11 protein-coding genes and 1 pseudogene are annotated in these 16,899 nt (G+C 59.3%); 3 read left to right on the plus strand and 9 right to left on the minus strand.

Annotation, left to right across the window (positions count from 1 at the left end; translation table 11 throughout):
• Positions 1–136 (plus strand): annotated as a pseudogene (locus B7Z76_RS16405) (helix-turn-helix domain-containing protein); the annotation flags it as partial.
• 119 nt (positions 137–255) lie between these two features.
• Positions 256–933: a recombinase family protein gene (locus B7Z76_RS09425; RefSeq protein WP_291343563.1), complete on the plus strand. Its 678-nt coding sequence runs from the start codon at positions 256–258 to the stop codon at positions 931–933.
• A gap of 65 nt (positions 934–998) precedes the next feature.
• On the opposite strand, the gene B7Z76_RS09430 is transcribed toward B7Z76_RS09425, so the two are convergent.
• From B7Z76_RS09430 to B7Z76_RS09470, 9 genes are all read right to left on the minus strand, one after another.
• A complete protein-coding gene (locus B7Z76_RS09430) occupies positions 999–3,239 on the minus strand; it encodes a DUF262 domain-containing protein (protein ID WP_291343565.1) in 2,241 nt (746 codons plus the stop codon).
• Positions 3,240–3,288: 49 nt separating this feature from the next.
• Positions 3,289–4,302 carry a YafY family protein gene (locus tag B7Z76_RS09435; RefSeq protein WP_291343567.1) on the minus strand — a complete coding sequence of 338 codons (1,014 nt, stop codon included), beginning with the start codon at positions 4,300–4,302 and terminating at the stop codon, positions 3,289–3,291.
• A gap of 1 nt (position 4,303) precedes the next feature.
• Entirely contained in the window at positions 4,304–6,439 is a 2,136-nt protein-coding gene (locus tag B7Z76_RS09440) for an ATP-binding protein (RefSeq protein WP_291343569.1), read from the minus strand.
• A complete protein-coding gene (locus B7Z76_RS09445; protein WP_291343571.1) occupies positions 6,439–6,756 on the minus strand; it encodes a hypothetical protein in 318 nt (105 codons plus the stop codon). Before B7Z76_RS09445 ends, B7Z76_RS09440 begins: the two co-directional genes overlap by 1 nt.
• 638 nt (positions 6,757–7,394) lie before the next feature.
• Positions 7,395–9,017 carry a hypothetical protein gene (locus B7Z76_RS09450; protein WP_291343573.1) on the minus strand — a complete coding sequence of 541 codons (1,623 nt, stop codon included), beginning with the start codon at positions 9,015–9,017 and terminating at the stop codon, positions 7,395–7,397.
• Positions 9,014–10,753: a TnsD family Tn7-like transposition protein gene (locus tag B7Z76_RS09455; RefSeq protein WP_291343575.1), complete on the minus strand. Its 1,740-nt coding sequence runs from the start codon at positions 10,751–10,753 to the stop codon at positions 9,014–9,016. The genes B7Z76_RS09450 and B7Z76_RS09455 overlap by 4 nt, the downstream gene beginning before the upstream one ends.
• A gap of 2 nt (positions 10,754–10,755) precedes the next feature.
• Entirely contained in the window at positions 10,756–12,378 is a 1,623-nt protein-coding gene (locus B7Z76_RS09460; protein WP_291343577.1) for an ATP-binding protein, read from the minus strand.
• Positions 12,362–14,476 (minus strand): Mu transposase C-terminal domain-containing protein, encoded by a 2,115-nt coding sequence (locus tag B7Z76_RS09465; protein ID WP_291343579.1) that lies wholly within the window; start codon positions 14,474–14,476, stop codon positions 12,362–12,364. Before B7Z76_RS09465 ends, B7Z76_RS09460 begins: the two co-directional genes overlap by 17 nt.
• An 89-nt stretch (positions 14,477–14,565) precedes the next feature.
• Positions 14,566–15,405, minus strand: coding sequence for a TnsA endonuclease N-terminal domain-containing protein (locus B7Z76_RS09470; protein WP_291343581.1), 840 nt, complete (start codon positions 15,403–15,405; stop codon positions 14,566–14,568).
• A gap of 745 nt (positions 15,406–16,150) precedes the next feature.
• Between B7Z76_RS09470 and B7Z76_RS09475 the strand changes: the two genes are divergently transcribed.
• The gene (locus tag B7Z76_RS09475) at positions 16,151–16,771 is read left to right on the plus strand and encodes a hypothetical protein (RefSeq protein WP_291343583.1); all 621 of its coding nucleotides are present in this window, start codon (positions 16,151–16,153) and stop codon (positions 16,769–16,771) included.
• The last annotated feature ends 128 nt before the right edge of the window (positions 16,772–16,899 follow it).

Genomic DNA, 16,899 nt, shown 5'->3' on the forward strand with positions numbered 1-16,899 from the left:
TCCGACCGCCAGTCCCGAGAACTCCGCCGCATGTATGACACCGGCGACTATTCCGTCAGCGACCTGGCCGAGGTCTTCTCGGTCTCCCGGCCGACCGTCCTACCGAACCCTCCAACGTCAGCCGGCCGCCACATAGCGATCAAGAAACCCCGCCACTTGCCGGTCAAGCTCACAGCCATCTTCCGGGAGTTTTTTGTCGCGTGTTTTTGTTGTAGGTTGTAGAAAGCCCGCACAATAAATTGCGACAGGTGAAGCATGCCCAATAAGCCCGCCTCCGGTCCCCTGATCGGCTATGCCCGCGTTTCCACCCAAGGCCAGGATCTGGCCCAGCAGCGGGCAACGTTGCGGCAAACAGGTTGCACCCGCATTTTTGAGGAAAAGGTCAGCGGTGCCCGGCGTGACAGACCTGAGCTCGCGCGGTTGCTCGATCATCTGCGCGCCGGCGATGTGGTGACGGTCACACGCTTGGACCGACTGGCGCGCTCAACTCGTGACCTTCTGGAGATCGCAGAGTGCATCAAGGAGGCTGGGGCTGGACTGCGTTCCTTGGCCGAGCCATGGGCTGATACCACCACACCGGCCGGGCGCATCGTTTTGACTGTGTTTGCCGGCATCGCCGATTTCGAGCGCTCCCTGATCGTGGAACGGACCAGCACTGGCCGTATCGCCGCCAAAGCCCGCGGCGTTCGGTTCGGGCCGAAGCCGTCACTCTCGGCCGAACAAATTGCCCACGCTCGCCAGCTCGTGGAGCAGGAAAACCGCCCCGTGTCAGAGGTCGCTAAGCTACTCGGCGTCCATCGGGAAACGCTCTACCGTGCTTTAGGAACGACGCCTAAAAAGGGTGATTTGGCTAAACTTGTGGGGGGAATTACCCCCGAAAATGCCCATCAAGAGGTCAGTTTCGGCCCCCGTGTCGGCCAAGAGCTGATTTGATGTTGCCCTGATTGCACGAGTAGTCTTTACGCGTGTCGCATAATTTACAAATTATACGACGAATCTCAGGTCGGATGATCGGCAAACCAGTCGCCAAGGCCAACCTCATTGTATAATTTCTCATACAGCCAAGCAGATCGCCTTTCGACCGCGGTCTGAAATGCCGTTAGCCTAGTATCCGACCAAATCGACCCGTTGCTGGCTGTTTGCCAGACTGCATACACTTGGTCATTGCATTCGAACGCGCCCTGCAGCAGAGAGGTATATTCGTGCACACCATTATTCACTCGATCCTGAATCCATTGCAGTTTCTCGGGGAACGATTTGTCACCCCAACCGCGGTTCGCTGACAGGTCCACAAGCCATTTGTTACCGATTGCATTGCCAAGATCAAAGCGTGCCCAGCGCAGTTTGTCGAGTTGGGCTTTATCAAGGTCCTTGATGTTCGAGGCCAATCGTTGCTTGAGGACGTCCCAGCTGACCCCCCAGTCATTGTATGGAACCATATGATCAACATCGAATGGCGTGTCATCCTCGCGGTCTGCCAACGGGTCATAATCCGGGAAGGCGGCCGCGAGATAGTCGCGCTGCAGCCACGGAAGGAAGCGCTCCGCGCCGCGCCACCACAACCTGACCAGATCGGCGACGCGATCGGGCTGACCTTTGGTTCGGTCATCGATGAAGCGCAAATGAATAGTGGGTTGATCAGTAACCAGGATCTGAGACATCTCACAGGGCTGGATGATTCGCCTAGTGAGATCTTCACGCATCGCGAGAGATGCAAAGAACTGGTGTAGCGTTAGGTTCGGGTTTTCTCGTATCATCTGGAAGCAGTGGCGGCTCCCCTTGTCATCGTTCCACGATGCGAGGAGCCAAGCAAGGCAGAACCGCACCACGTGATTGGCATTTTGATCGAAGTTGTTTTGCGGCTGCATTTTCCAAAAAACTAGTGCCTGGATAAGCTGAGGTGGCAGATACCGCATGACGGCCGCTGGCAACCCAAGGGGATTTTGGTCATCGTGTCTTACTGCATTGGACATCTCGACGAATGCCTGGGCAAAGGGACCGTGGCCGGTCTCGCCACCTGGGCAGATTTGATCGAGCTGTCTGACCAGATTGCCGTTCTGCCCTTCGATTGCGCGGGAGAATGCAACGATATCAGGAATATCGTTTCCGCGACCGGTTGATTCCCCCTTTTCCTGATGCGCTCTAGCGTTAGCGATGCGAATTGCCGAGGCGGCTATTTTCGACGGTGGCATAACGCGACCCGCCTGTTGATAGATATCGAGAACCAGGTTGTGAAAATCAGGCCGGATGGATTTGTAGAGAGAGAACAGCCGGTCCTCGGTGCTGAGTGGTGTACCTCCGGCACCGATCCTGTCGTACAAACGCCGGAGATTGTCGACGCCGCCGATAGCCGATGCATTTATGAGGGCGACTTCTGCCTGGCCCAGCCGGCTTAGCATCTCGGTTACTCGCTGAACTAAAGTATCATCATCGCCGATCAGAGTCTGCACCGCTGTTTCACGTCGCTCCTGAGGCGCTCCGAACCACGCCTGAAGAAGCACATGCAACGGCATGACGGTGAACGGAGCCGGACGCTCCACGCGAGTTCGATCTATCCCCCTGGGCAGGGGGGGCCAACCATCGGGATGTCCTTCGGGTGGCATTCGCACATTATGTTCGTTCACGGAAAGAATGAATTCCCGTCCACGCCTCAGGAAGTTTTCGAACAGTTCGTGCGTGTATGCGCGACGACCGCCGATCATAATCCGTGCGCCGTCGGGCTCGTATCGGTGACGCGCTTGGCTCCGATCCTTCGAAGGGAGCTTATAGCCTTTGTCATCGTACCCAAAGGGTTGGCTTGCCGACGTTAGATGGAGTTTGAACCTGCGATCCGCGTCTTGGTCATCCAAGTCGATCCATATGCAACGCGCATCCCGCGCTCCGGCATTCAAATTGAAGCCATGAAGCCCAAGCAAGAGGGAGCGTAGGCGCTGCTGTCCATCAAGAAGATCCCATCCTTCGCGAAGCTTCGCGTTACGGGCGTCGGTCCCGGCGCGATGGCCCTGGTGACCCTTCTCGCGTTGCTGGAGCATCAATCCGCCAATCGGCAGGCCATGCAAAACAGAGTCCCACAAATCGATAACCTGCTTGGGATTCCACGCGGAGTCCCTTTGGATTGGCGGTAGCGCGATAAGCCCGTGGTTGGGTAGCGGCTGACCTTCAACCCATTCGAAGGATGCGTGAGCCCAATCCACCAACTCGATGAGATTGATTCCTCTAATGGTGGTCTCAAAGAGCATTTACATTCCTCCGTTCTTCTTAACCTGCCCGCCAGGAGAAGATACTAATCTACCGTGAACTCAGAGAGTCTCGAGGCGCAAGAACGACGACTGCCTTTCCCCACGTATGGAGGTGCCAATCCAGTTCCTGCATGCCACCGCAGCGGAAGCTAACGATCAGCGAGCCATCTGATTGCCTCTCTATCGTCTGGCTCGGATGGAAGACCCAGTCCGACGCCTCATCCGCAGCCTCCGGCACGAACCGCAGCACAACGTCCTGCGGCGGTTCCTGAAACACTCCGAAGGACTGAGCGGCATAAGCCGCAAGGTCGAATTCCTGACGGGTGAAGTTGTCCGCCAGAACCTCGATCTCGCTGATCCGGTCCACCCGCCACAGCCGCATCTCGGTCGTGGTGTCGGTATGCGCGACAAGGTAAGCGCGCCGGCCATACAGTATGGCGTAGGGGCAAAGACTGCGTTGCGTCGCGCGCTTCGCCTCGGCCGGACGATATTTGAGCCGCAACTTGTTCATTCCGAGAATGGCGCCGCGAAGCGCAAGGAGAGTGTCGCGATCGAGCTTCAGCCTTGGGCCAGGCTGCGCCGCACTCCCCTCCGCCTGCATCAGCGCCTCGATATCCGGCTCCGCCACGCGCAGGGCACTCGGCGACATCACCATGCGCAATGTCGCTGCGGCATCGCGCAGGTCAGCAGCGCGAGCGGCCTCGCCGCGCGTGGCGAGTTCAGCCGATACCGTTTCCAGCGTTGCGATCGTTGTCGGCTGGACCGGCAACACAGGCAGTGCGCCGCGGGGCAGCCGCCAGCGGCGCACCCTCTCTTCATCATCGATTGTCTCGAGTTGCGGAAAGACATCCTGCAAACGGTCCCGCATGCGCTCGACAGTGCGGCGGCCGACGTCGAGTTCCCTGGCCATCTCATCGAGCGTCAGACCGGTGCGCGACCCTGCCAGCAGGATCGCAAGACGCAGGAGCCGCATGCCCGGTTCGTATCGCACGGAGAAAGACTGCCCGGCGCCGCGGGTTAGGGCAACAACAATGTCGTTGCCCTTCCCGCCGTTCACGCGCACGTTACCGCTCCGTCCCGAAGCCGATCGGTCGCGCGGCACCAACCCGGCCCTCGACCTCCTCGGCCAGCATGGAGAAAAGGGCATCGGGATCCGGATCGAGACCGAGCAGGGCCACGCGGCGCGCCACCAGCCCGAAATCCGCAGGGGTAAGCCGGTCGAGCCGGAACAGGCCGGCGGGCGGTTCCGCGCCGAACTGCCGCCGGAACAGTGCTTCGGCCTGGTCGAGGTTGAGCGGCCGGAAAGTGATCCTGAGCAGGAAGCGCCGCAGGCTGGCCTTGTCCAACGTATCCGGCAGGTTGGTCGTGCAGGCGAAAGGCAGCTTATGGGTCTCCATCCAGGTCAGCATCTCGTTGACCTGGCTGGCCTCCCAGCTGCGCTGCGCACCGGCACGATCGCGCAGGAGTGAATCCGCCTCATCGAAGATCAGGAAGGCGCTGGTCGCCCTGGCCTCGGCGAAGGCGGCGGCGATCCGCGCCTCCGTCTCGCCGACATACGGGCCGAACAGGTCCGAGCCGCGCTTCTGCAGCACCGTCAGCCCCATCCGCTGCGCGAGATGACGGGCGAAGGCGCTCTTGCCGGTCCCGGGTGGCCCGGAAAGCAACAGCGAGATCCCGCGTGGCGTCCCCTCCCGGCTTAGCCGATCCGCCAACTTCGCGAGGTCGGTATCGGCGTTGCTGAACGCCGGATCGTAGCCGGCCTCGACCTCCGTCTCCGGTGCGGGCGCGCGACCGTGGCCGATCGCCCGTGCCATCCCGGTCGCGACCATCTCCGCGGTCTCGGCGCCACCGCCGGCGAGGCGGGCTGCCCGCAGCGCGGTGCGCGCAACCGACGGGGCCGCCGGGATCATGCCGGCGAGGCGGTGCGCGGTGGCATGATCGAGTTCGACCCCTTCGGCCGTCGCCAGTTCCTGCCAGAGCTCGGCCCGGCGCACCACCGGCGGCAGACGGACCTCGATGCAGAGGCTCATCCGCCGGAGCACCGCGGGGGAGAACGCGGTAAGATCGTTCGCCGCCCAGATCATCGGCACGCGGGAGGTCTCGAGCAGCCGATGGATGAAGATCTTCGGGTCCGGTTCGCGGTCGTGAAGCCGCGGTCGGAACAGGTCCTCCGCCTCGTCGAACAGATAGAGCGCCTTCCCGGTCGTCCCGATCCGCTGGGCCAGCAGCATCTGGGACAGGCGGTCCCCACGCGAGGGCTCTTCACCGGCGCCGTTGCGCTCGCCGAGAAGATACACAGGCACACCGAGCACGGCGGCAATGGCTGCGGCGAGTTCGGTCTTCCCGGTACCCGGCGGACCGTAGAGCAAAATGTTCACCCCGCGCTCGGTATCTGTCGCCAGCGCCCGTTCGATGATCCGCCGGGCAACCTCGATCTCTTCGCCGAGATGACGGAACGCGATCCAGGGCAGGTTTGCCGGCATGGGTTGCCCGAGAAGCTCCGTCCGGACATCTGCCCCACCCAGAGAGCACGCCTGGATCAGGCCTGCGAGGCGCGGCACTACGGCGATGTCGCCGTCACTGTCGATGCGGATCGAACCCGAACTCAGCAATGGGGCATCCGGTTTGAAGCAGGCGTTCACCCGCATCGCATCGCTACCGATCAGCAGCGCAAAAAGGTCAGGATAACGTCGCAGCACACCGGGCCGCCCACGCGCCGCGGCAAGGCAGTCGAACAAACGCTCGAACCGTGTATCCAGCCGGTAGCGGTAAGCAAGCTCGAACAGCCGGGCGTTGAGGCCACTGATCCCGAGGGCTTCAGCAACTGCGGCGAACCCTGCCTCCAGCGACTGCCCGCAAATCAGTCTATCTTCCTCCCGACATAGCCGCTTATCGAGCGCTGCTCGGAAGGACCGCCAGCGAGTTTTGGGGATCGGCCGGGTATTGCGCCGCCGTTCTCCCCGATCGAAATCGGCATCGTTGAACAGATCCTCGGCAAGACCGAGCTGATCACGGTTGCGCGCCATCCAGCCGATCAGCGCTTGTGCCTCATCCGACCCCGGTTCGACCCGATCCATAACGTTGCGGGCATAGCCGACGAGTGCCACCGCATCGATCGTCGGCGCCTGGATCATTTCGAGATCTTCCAGTACTTCAGGGATGCAGAATTCGAGTGAGTTACTGTGCGGCAAGCGGCTCATCACTTGCTCCTCCCACTTTGTGCAGCTGTGGCACGGGCGGTCGCGTGCCTCGCAACACCGACAATGACGCGAGGCGAAAGGCCGCGCGACGCCGTATCGACTTCGATGACGATCGTTCCCGATGCCATCACCCGCGCAGAGGCGGCAAAGGCTTCCTTCCCGATCGTCACGGGGGCGTAAGCTAGATCGAAACCCGCACCCAGTGCGGCAACCTGGCGAAAGGCTGTTGCGGCTGCAACAGAGGGCAGAAAGCCAAGCATCTCACTGGCCTCCTTGGAAAAGCGGATTAGGAACGAGGCATAGGCGCTGAACATCATGAACTCCTCGATTGAACGAGCCACGGACGCAGTTCGCCCGTCACGGCTCTGTTCAAATCGACCCCGCTTGCGGGGATGCTCAGGATGTCATTCAATCATGAGAGATGGATAACATATTAATACGTCAAAAAAGGACGTAGATAATATCCAGATCGTGCAGGGAATAGAGGGGTGATCGCCCCATTGCGGCTTGGGATCGTGATCTCTCAGCCGCCTATCCGGCGGGGAGGGCCGAACTCGCCGCGCAGGCGATGGGTAGTGTCCGGGGTCGTGGTAGACTTTTGGGCCCTGTAACGGTGTAGTTTGTGGTGGCCATCGGATCAGTCGGCTATGGTGGAGTTGCGAGACTTCAACCTGAAGCCTAGAGAACCCGATGACCGAAGATAGATTACCACTGGCTGAGCTACTGGCCAAAGCCGGGTTTGAATCGGCGTCGAAGTGGGACCCCACCCTGGGATCCTCCCGAACCCATTGAATTGACAATCTAATCATGCGTTCTGATGGGGGCCCGATTGGCCGCCGATCGGCTCCGACCGGGACCCTAGGGCGAACGAAATTCCTACCGATATATCAAATGGTTGGTGCGATTCTGCGGTGGGGTCCCACTTCGGCGCCGATTCACACTTAATTTCAGGATGTCATGCCGGCAGTCCCAATTTTCCGAGCAATCGTTTCGCCCAGTCCTTGCTTTTCTCGCTGTAGGACTTTCTCGGTATCAACGCCTTGGGCAGACGTTCGCAACGACAAATCCGCTGAAGCTCTTCTTCCTTCTCGCCAGACCAATGTCCGCCACTGTTGATCCAGCCATCTATCATTGTACGGATCGAGTTCTCGACCTGCTCCTCAATAACATTCCGCCTAAAGCGCATCGCCATCACTGAGAGCGCAGAAATCCCGGTCCTCTCGAAGTCGATCAGGACTATCGGAGGTTTGCCCGGCGGTTCTATTGTGACGAGCATCGCGACACGCGGCCGCGATCCCGTACTCGCGGCTGCGCGACCCTGCTCAAGTTGAACCAGCGTTACGGAGAAAGCGGCTCCGGGCCTCATGGCTCGCATGTGACGAACGGTCTCATCCAGTGCCACGAGATCGCCCATGTCATGTAGGGGTGCAAGCGCAAGCGTCTTGAATTCCAAAGGAACGAGCCTTGCGGTTTCGCTGCGTTCGCCAGTTGTGACGTGGAACGCTTGGAGCGTGGATGTATCCGGTGCCTTCCTTGTCTCTTCGGCCTTTTTCTTGCGCGGCCGGGGCTTTTCCGACCATGCCCGTTGGATCTTCGCGACTTCGAAATCGTTCTCGAACACGCTGCGACGGCTCGGAAGGGATACAATTTTGGTGGTGTGATAGCTGCCGCTTCCGTCTTTGTCGTCGACGTCGATGTCGGGCTCCGCCGACGATGTCCGAGTTCCGCGCCGGTCATTGGAGCCGGGCACGTCTTTAGTGTCACCCCCAGCGCTCATCGCCTTGACGAAGCCGGGGTGGCTGTATTCTAGCTTCCGAAACGGGAGCCGACGGCCACCGATACAGGTCAACTCCAGTACCAAACACTGCCTGCCGCGTTGGGTACCGCGGAACGTCCACAGGGAATTCTGGATCGAGGGCGGCTCAAACAGGACATATTCTTGACCCATCGAGAGACGTTGAATGCTGTCCCATGCACGCCTGGCATCCGGATCCAAGGCAATCCAGGCGAATTCCAGTGCGAAGCTACGGCCTATCGCGCGGGGATCGATTTCCCGTGTAAAGCGGATCGTCGCAGTTTCGCTCCACCCGGGCATCAATGGTGCATACAGCTGCTCAAGGCCCGCCGGGCGCATCAATGCCAAGGCCAAGGCGCGGTTGTGGATGAACATCGCCCGGACCAGCTCGATCACCGGAACCAGCACGTCGCCTTTCGCTGTCCGATAGTGGAACAAACGCTGGGCGCGGTTTGTCCCCTTGGGCAGGGGCAGGAGTTCATGCGGGAGATCCGCGGACGTGAGGATTTCCGGTCGGCCCGTGTCCGGCACGATCGTTTCGAAATCGCTCCCCGGCAGTTCGTCCGTTCGCATTTGACCATGCTCGAACCAGATGCCGGGGCTCAACAAGGGGAACATCCCGATGGGCTCCTCTACCGGGATTAAATCATTCGTGCCCTTGACCCGGTAAACGACCCTAACGTTCCACTCGTTTCTCTCGTTACGAACCAACCCCCTCAGCCAAAAGACTTCAACGGGATCCTTCGAGAGATCCGCGATCGACCGAAAGACGATCCGCCTCATGCGGTCGCCACCCTGGGCGTCTCAAAATGCTCGGCCAAAAGCGTCTGGACCAGGTGTTCGCGCGCGGATGTCAGACCAGCCCGGCGCAGAACTCGCCAGGCCGCCAGGGGTTCACCGGCGCGATCCATCTCCCGGATGATGTGCCGGGTGCGGCGCTCCTGGAACTGATCGACGGACTCGACAACATCACGTAGACATCCCATTGCGTGTGGCAACTTCCCGGCTCGCTTGGCGAGCCACCCCCGATTCCAGGTCGTGCGTTCGATCTGCGATCGCGTGATCCGCACGGGTGGCTCCTGCGTCAAAAGGTGCAGGGTCGCCAGCAAAATCTTTATTCCGGCTTCGCGATCAACAACATCCCAGTCTCGACGAAAATGCGGGGAAGCTGAGCGTCTGCTGACCGGCGGTACTCGTCGATGGGATGCCGTGGTTCGACCGACGCATGACGCAGCCGAGCAGTAACCTGGCGGCGTCTTCCACCGCGTGCCTATGCCCAGTTCGACGGCCAGCTTGACTACCGTCTTCGGGTCCAGCTCAAGCCTACGCGCCAAGCTTCGCAGCGATATGCCGGAATCCACCGCCTCTCTCAGTGCAGGCGCCAACAATGGGCCGTAGGCCTGAAAGCGCGGTGGTCCGAGAACTTGCCGTTCCAGGAAGAGACTGCGGGTGTAGATATACCCGCATTTGCAGGCGAACACGCCGACCAGATGACCATGGTTTCGGTGGATTCTTACTTCGGAAATTGTCAGCCTGCTCCGATGTGGCGCCAGGGGATTCGGACACGCCCAAGGCCCGTCGCCGAATGGCCCGTCAATTCGCAGCTGACGGTCGAGAAAATCCTGGAGGAGCACGTGCTGGAACGGATGAAACGCGTGTCGGTGTTTGCGTGACATCGCTGTAAGCCAGGGACCGGGGCGAAATGCCCCGACGGTCAGTTCCGGAAGTAGCCGGAGGACACCCGCATAATTTTCGAAAAATGCCTGTTCGAGCCGTCGCTGGTCCAGCCGTCCGGAAGACAGGGTCAGCCCAGATCGCAGCAAGGCGCCACGGTAGTGTTTACTCCACTCTTGCGTAGTTCTGATTGGGCCGGGCTTCTCGAGAAGCGCGCGGCTCGCGCCGGCCAGGCGCTCAAGTTTTGTCAACAGGAGGTAATCATTTCCGGCGACAAGATCCGGCGAATCGTTCGGGCAGCTGCGCTTGGTGGCCGCGACATAGATGTGGCGTCCGAAGCCGGTCAGCGATACCGCACTGGCCTTCAGCGGACAGCCGTGCGTTGGGCAGACAAGCACGCCAGGCAACTGATGGTCGCGGCGCCAATAGGGTTCGCCTGGGCATTTTTCCATCTCTGTCAGACAGGCTGGGCAGAACCGCAGCTGAGTTACGTGACCGGCCCGAAATGCGGCTATGCCCAGGCGAAGCAGCATCCCATTCGTAACACCATTCCGCATTGCCGCTCGGACGCGATTGACCACCCCTGGTGGCTGGAACGCGGTATAGTACGGGAACAAGGTGAGTTCCTCGATGACGCGGTCAACCGTCCATCCGGAGCCCGGCGGGAGCCGATCCACCAGGGACTGCAAATGGCCTGGAAGATCTACACTCGCAACGACAAGGCGGTGGCCGTACAGGCTCTCCATGGATTGTATCGAGGAGGGGGCGCCCATGTGTCGATGGTAGCGGGCCAGTACGCTGTACAGCAGTTCTCCCGGATAAACCTGCGGGAAATACGCGAGCATGGTTAACCGGCGAAATCCAGAAGAGGCGGCCTTACCACTCCGGCTTCCTTAAGCGCATCGTACGCGCATTTACCCCGCTCTGCGCCGCCTTTCACAATTGTCCGGAGGTCGTCATCATCAGGATCCTCCACCTTCCGAGACACTGCCTTGACCTTGGGACGACTGACTTTCGGCGGGCTGCTTCTCAAGGTCGTGAGAACGTTCTCGAGTAACAAGAGCGGGTCGCCGGACGGATCCTTGGCTACGGCGTCATTGACCAGCGCCTGTGCGATATCCTCTGCCACGCAAATTTTCTTCAATGCACTGAGCACCGCATCGGTGACGGACTGGGACTTCGGCGCCTGTCCTGACCTTGGGGACGCCTCGGGGTCGATTTCGAGCCTCGGTCTGGGGTCAGACGCACCGCCGAGGATCGACTGGATGTGTGCGTCCAGTCCCCGCAAGTCGTCGTACATGTTCAGTTCGAAGTTGTCGTTCTCACGCAAAGCCTTGATCATCGGCGCTACGAGCTGGAACTCGTCTCTCGCGACTGTCCGGATCAGGCGTGGTGTTAATTCCTCTGACTGTCTCTTGCGACTCTGGTTTGCGTCGACAACCCGCATCTGGGCCAGCATGAATAGCTTGACCGCCAGATCGACGACGCCCTGGCTCTGATCGTACATCACCGCGTTCAGTTCCCCGTTGAGGGCGGTAGGTGGTGTGGTCCACTGGTATTTCCATAGATCACTGAGGAAACGATCCCACTCCGGTCCCGGCACCATCCGATCCCAGAATTGTGAGCCCAGACCGGTGGAGCGACGTGCCGTGCTGAAATTGCCCTGCAGGGTGGGCAAAGCGCCAAATGTTCCAATCGGAATCACTGGCACGCCGATCGTATTCACCAGCTTTACAAGGAAGTTCATCAACGTGTTCGCGCCGACCTTCGCGCCGCGTAAGTGCTGGATTTCGTCGATCACCAACACGCCGAGCCCGTGTAAATTCGCAACCTGTGCCATATACGGCGTCAGCTGTTCCGTCGTTTTGCTTTTTCCGTATCGCTTGACATAGTCTGTACCTATCAATTCGTCGACGGCGTGAAAGAAGTCGATACATAATTGTCTCAGAGACCCGAGAACGGGCGCCTCGAGTCTAAGCCATACGATCTGGGTAATGCTGAACGGATTGTCATGCTGAATCGTCTGTGGATATTGAGCCAGGACGCGCCGTACTGACACCGTCTTGCCGACACCTGGACAGCCAAGGAGCCCAAAACTGCTTGCGGTGACTTTCACCGGTGTCTTTGGCGCTGCATCCAGCGATCTTCTTTCGATTCTCTCGATGCCCGCGTAGATGTGCTTGAGATAGTCGTGGGTAAGGGGATTTCGGCCGACGTAACCCTGGCGCAATAACATCGAAAAGCGCTCGGCCAGGATCACCTGTCGGGCCTGGGGAAGGAAGCAGTTGGCTAGGCGAGCTATGCAGTGCTTGCGATAATGCCGTGGATAGCCGGGCTCTTTTTCATTGAAGTAAGGTGCGTCGCGCAGCTCCTGGTAGATCTCGAGTTGCGACTTTATTGGCGGAAGCCTCGAGATCCACAAGTTACCTTCATATTCGGGCAGAGTCGGCAAATCAGGAGTCGTCATCATCGTCTCCAAGAATTTCGTCGATCGAAGGCATGCTGTAGTCAGGCTCGTCTTCAGCGGTGACGCTACGCGGGAACGGCACAACCTCTCCGCTGTGCTGCCCGGGATCGGTGGAAGGCTGTCCGGGCCGGAAGGCCTCCTCGTCACGGCGGATTTCCCGCTCCGCCGCGCGGTTTGCCCGGATATCCTTTGTGCGGCTGGCATTGCTGCCCCGGCGTAATTTGGGCTGCTTTTGTTTTGCCTTCTCGACCACGGCCTCGATTTCCGTCGCGACGTCGAGCCTCGCCATCTGGCTTTGCTGCTCGCGGTTGGCCTTTTGATCCTGATCGAAGAAATATTGCTGCTCGATCTCGGGCAGGGACACCTGGCGCAGGGCGCGGCTCCGAGGCGTCATGGTGCACTCGTGGAAGGACTGCTCGCCATCATCGGCGGCAAGATAGATGTAATCGAGGCATCGCGGATCGTAGGCGACCTCGATCTGCCATCGCTTTTCCTGGCGTGCCTTGTCGAACCATCGCTGCTCCATTGCCAGGGCACACGTGTAATAGGCAGACTTGAAGCGGATACCGAGTTCGGTCACCATTGCCGTGTCCCGTGGCAGGAGGCAGTAGAGCACCCTGTCTTGCGGGAAGGAGCGCATGGCACCAGAACGATTTTGCCTGCCCCACTCCCACAACTCCACAGGAATGGCGGGCACGCTATCAGCCAGGACGTTCCTGTCCCTATCGTAGCGGGAGATCTCGTGCTGATTGTTATAAAAAAGAACGCAGTTGATGATGACCTGCGTAAATTCGTCGAGATCGAGAAGGGCATCGAGCCGGTAATCAGACCCGCCCCTAGCCCGGAAGTCCCCCTGGACATAGCCCGGAAGAAACGGCTTGAATTTCGCGGGCAGGATTTTGAAGCGTTGCTCGACGATTCCCTTCCACTCGCACCGATAGGGTGCGGCAGTTTCTACGCTAATCTTTAAGGTATTGCTGAGGGTGTCAATCATGCTGCTTGCCATCTCCCCCCTGTCACCGAGAAAGATCTCCGGGAGGAAATGACAGGGCCAGTCATGTGGTTCGATTGAAATGTCAAAGTCCTTGCAGAATTTGACCTTGTCGGCGTTGGAGTTCGCAAGAGCCATCATGGCACCCACCCATGACGGGCCCTCCAGCCCGACGTAGATGCCGGTTATCATGCGGCTGAAGACATCGATTATCACGTAGATGACAGGCCGCCCGATTATCCGTTCCCGATCGATGCGTGAAAGCAAATAGACATCCGCGATCGTGGCATCTATCAGGTATCGGTCCCCAGGCCCGAATACCTCGGCAGTTGCGGTTCCTGTCAGGCCACGCATGTCTTTATCGTAAATGCGTTCGCCAACGCGCTTGCGCTTCACGTCGAGACGTACGTGATCCTTGTCTGCCCAGTATTGAAACTGCTTGAAACTGGGTAAACCGCCGGCCTCATGAACTTCGTCCTTGGGTTCGTGTCGAACCCGGCCGGTTTCGGGATCGATATGCTTCGCGCAGAAAAAATCGGCGATGATCTTGTCGTAGGCGTCGCGCAACGTCCATGTCCGCTTGCGGGCCGTCGCATAAAGGCGATCAAAGCCGACCCGGAATACCTGGCGGATCTCCGGGGTGATATTGGCACCCGGGGCGGATCCGAACTGCTTGGGTCGTCCACGCTTCCGGTCTGATGAGTTTCTCGACTTTCCCGGGGCGCCTGAATTGTGATAGTCGGGTAGCAAGGCGTTCGGTACCATGCCCCGCTGCCAGTACCGACGGAGGTAACAATAGATCTGCCTCCGGGTCGTCCGATTTATGGCGGGGTCGCCGCTGGCTCGTGCTTGCTCGACGATACGTCGAACTTCCTTTCCACGAAACTGGCTCCTGAAGATGTCCGGTTCCTTGGTGGCCAGCTCACCAATGAGACCCCAAGCACGGTCTCGAAGGGCTTTGTGAGACGCTTTCAAAGCCGCGTCACGTACGATCAGGAGATACGGGTCGGCCTCCATGATTTGCCATTCGGCAACTTCCACTGCCTTCACCAGCGACTGCAGGTCACCGAGTTCGGGTAGGGCAGTAGCAGCGTCGACATCGATCGTCACAACGCTGTTTTGTGGGGGGGAGATCCACAGGATCCGAATGCGTCGTATGGGCTCTCCCGTTGTCTGGAGCAGATCGTTGCGAGCAAGGATCACCCCAGCCTCCGATCTTCCTCGAAACGGGTAGTAACTTTGAGAAGGGTTAGCGGATCTTTAGTGCTAAACTCCCGGTCGAGGTTCATCCGCAGCCGTCTCGTCGCTACGAGGTGACGAAGGGCGGTCAACGGCTCGCCCGGGGAGAACCCGCACTTCTCTTCCAACTGGGTAAGAAAGGCCTGGATTGATCCGCTTCTGGTCCGGGTGAATTCGGTCAGGAACTGCTCGCAGCGATCGGGCCAATAGTCGGGGTGTGGTGCCTCGAGCTCGTGCAGCGACCGCATCTTATGCAGCCACTGAAGGTTCCCGACACGAACACGCGGAAGATCCTTCTCCGTGATCAGATGCCACTCGATGCCTTCGCGCTTCCAATACCTGCGCTCGAGTTCCAGTTTCTCTAGTATTCGCGGTTCTTCCAGCTTTTGGGCCGGTTTGGCGGATCTCGCGATAGTCCGAGTCGTTCGCCCGCTTCTGATGTCAATCAAAAAGTCCGTTGTCATTATGATATCTGTCCTCGACGCGGGATCGATTGGGTGGATTATGCCCATGTCTTTGGCGAGCATGCGGGTCACCTCCCGGTCGAGCGGGAATTGCTCACGAATGTCGGTCACCGCGTCATCCCAATCCAGTATCACGAAGAAACGAGTCTCTATGTCGGATAGGAAATGGTGCAGACGTCCAGTCGTGTGGCCGGGGATGCGTGTTGCGCGACCAAGTGTTGGGACGTCCTGGATCGTCAACCATGGCTTGTAATCTTGGCCATTCCCCGTCCCACGTCCTTCCTTATAGAACCGCTGGATTTTTTTCTCGTCGAAACCGTATCGGCGTGAGGCCATTCGCTAATTCAATCGGATCGGGGCCGGCCAGCGTCGGACAACCTCGGAAGGAGGTTCGAAGCAGTCGGACATTGGGGACAGGTGTGACAGAGACGAGTAGGCAACGTCGGCCTACCGGTTGGAGTTCAGCGTGCAGGGGCGCTTCGGCGAAAAGCCTCGGCCGATTGCGACGTCGCCGTTCGGGTTGCAGGAGATGTCGGAAAAGTTAGAGCTGCGACGGGCGCCACGTCCATCATCCCAATCGCGCGAACGGTCTTTCTGCGTCGCCTGATTGTTACAATCCATTTGACTACAAGACAAGCAAAATTCCTTCGAGCAATTAGTTATGTTGCACGTAAAAGAAATTATTCGAAACAGCGCAAAAGACTAAACCCAGACGATGTGAACAAATTGTTTCACCGCCAAGTCGTCCAGTTGGAGTGTTTGAAGTATGATCGATCAATGGCGTGGTCGACGTCAATAGAGATTATGACGCGCGGCAAGCGGGTGTCTCCCTTGATTTGTCGAATAGTCTGAACGTGGTCGCAAGGCTGCGCGAACGAGATGTGGGTTGAGGAATCGGGGCCGGCATAGCTGCGGCCTGAAGATTGAGTTAGTGCGGGCAAATCGAGTGTGGGCAGGCAGTTACGACAACGTGATGAAATGCGTGATCCAAATGCGATGAAAAATTCGGCAAATTATCACGCTAATGTGATAATCCTCCATATTTTGCCATATTGCCTATCTTGCCTAAAAAGGGCGTGTCATGAGCACTGCAAAGCCATCTCAGCTTACGCGGGACATTTTGACAAAAGCGATCAAAAGCAAAGTCGAGAGCATGCCCCTGCGTGACCTCGTCGATCTGGCCTCGGCGCTCAAGATCGCGGTTCCCATGGCGGCCAAGAAGATCCGTCGGCGTGAGCCGAAGTTGGTTGCGCCGCCGGCCGCGCCCGAGGGGCGCGTGCTGCAGGGTGCCGGCGTCGGCCCGCTCGTCTCGATGGCAAAGGGCCGTCGGCTTCTGGATGCGATCACCGTTGACGACGAGGCGGCCGATTGGGTTGAGAGCGAACTCATCGGTGCGGGCGTGGTGGTCAAGCGGCTCGCCATTGCGCGGGGCACCCTCGACAACTGGCGTAAGGCCGGCAAGGTCGTGGCGCTGCGTAAGGGGGTGCGGAACTTTGTCTATCCGCTGCGGCAGTTCGATCATCGCCGGCCCGTGGACGGTCTCGATCTAGTGGCCGAGCACTTCACCTCTGCCGAGGAAGCATGGGAGTGGCTGGTTGTTCCCAATCGAATGACCGGTGGCAAGGCGCCGATCGACGCGCTACGCGCGGGCGACGTGAAGAACGTGGTCAGCGCGGCGGCAGTAGCCTTTGACTACGCGTGAAACACGTACTGCCCAAACTCCGGAAACAGCTGGTCGCCGCTAAGCTTGCCGACTGGTCGCGCATCCTTTCAAAGAGCGTGGTCTTCAGTTCAGTGGCCCGTCAGGGCGAAGCAGATCGAAGCATCAAA

The organism is Acidiphilium sp. 20-67-58 (assembly GCF_002255515.1).
Taxonomy (GTDB): Bacteria; Pseudomonadota; Alphaproteobacteria; order Acetobacterales; family Acetobacteraceae; genus Acidiphilium.

Excerpts from the sequence above, each read along its gene's own strand:
- B7Z76_RS09425 (WP_291343563.1), top strand. The coding sequence starts at position 256 with ATGCCCAATAAGCCCGCCTCCGGTCCCCTGATCGGCTATGCCCGCGTT.
- B7Z76_RS09430 (WP_291343565.1), bottom strand. The coding sequence starts at position 3,239 with ATGCTCTTTGAGACCACCATTAGAGGAATCAATCTCATCGAGTTGGTG.
- B7Z76_RS09440 (WP_291343569.1), bottom strand. The coding sequence starts at position 6,439 with ATGAGCCGCTTGCCGCACAGTAACTCACTCGAATTCTGCATCCCTGAA.
- B7Z76_RS09445 (WP_291343571.1), bottom strand. The coding sequence starts at position 6,756 with ATGATGTTCAGCGCCTATGCCTCGTTCCTAATCCGCTTTTCCAAGGAG.
- B7Z76_RS09450 (WP_291343573.1), bottom strand. The coding sequence starts at position 9,017 with ATGAGGCGGATCGTCTTTCGGTCGATCGCGGATCTCTCGAAGGATCCC.
- B7Z76_RS09455 (WP_291343575.1), bottom strand. The coding sequence starts at position 10,753 with ATGCTCGCGTATTTCCCGCAGGTTTATCCGGGAGAACTGCTGTACAGC.
- B7Z76_RS09460 (WP_291343577.1), bottom strand. The coding sequence starts at position 12,378 with ATGATGACGACTCCTGATTTGCCGACTCTGCCCGAATATGAAGGTAAC.
- B7Z76_RS09470 (WP_291343581.1), bottom strand. The coding sequence starts at position 15,405 with ATGGCCTCACGCCGATACGGTTTCGACGAGAAAAAAATCCAGCGGTTC.
- B7Z76_RS09475 (WP_291343583.1), top strand. The coding sequence starts at position 16,151 with ATGAGCACTGCAAAGCCATCTCAGCTTACGCGGGACATTTTGACAAAA.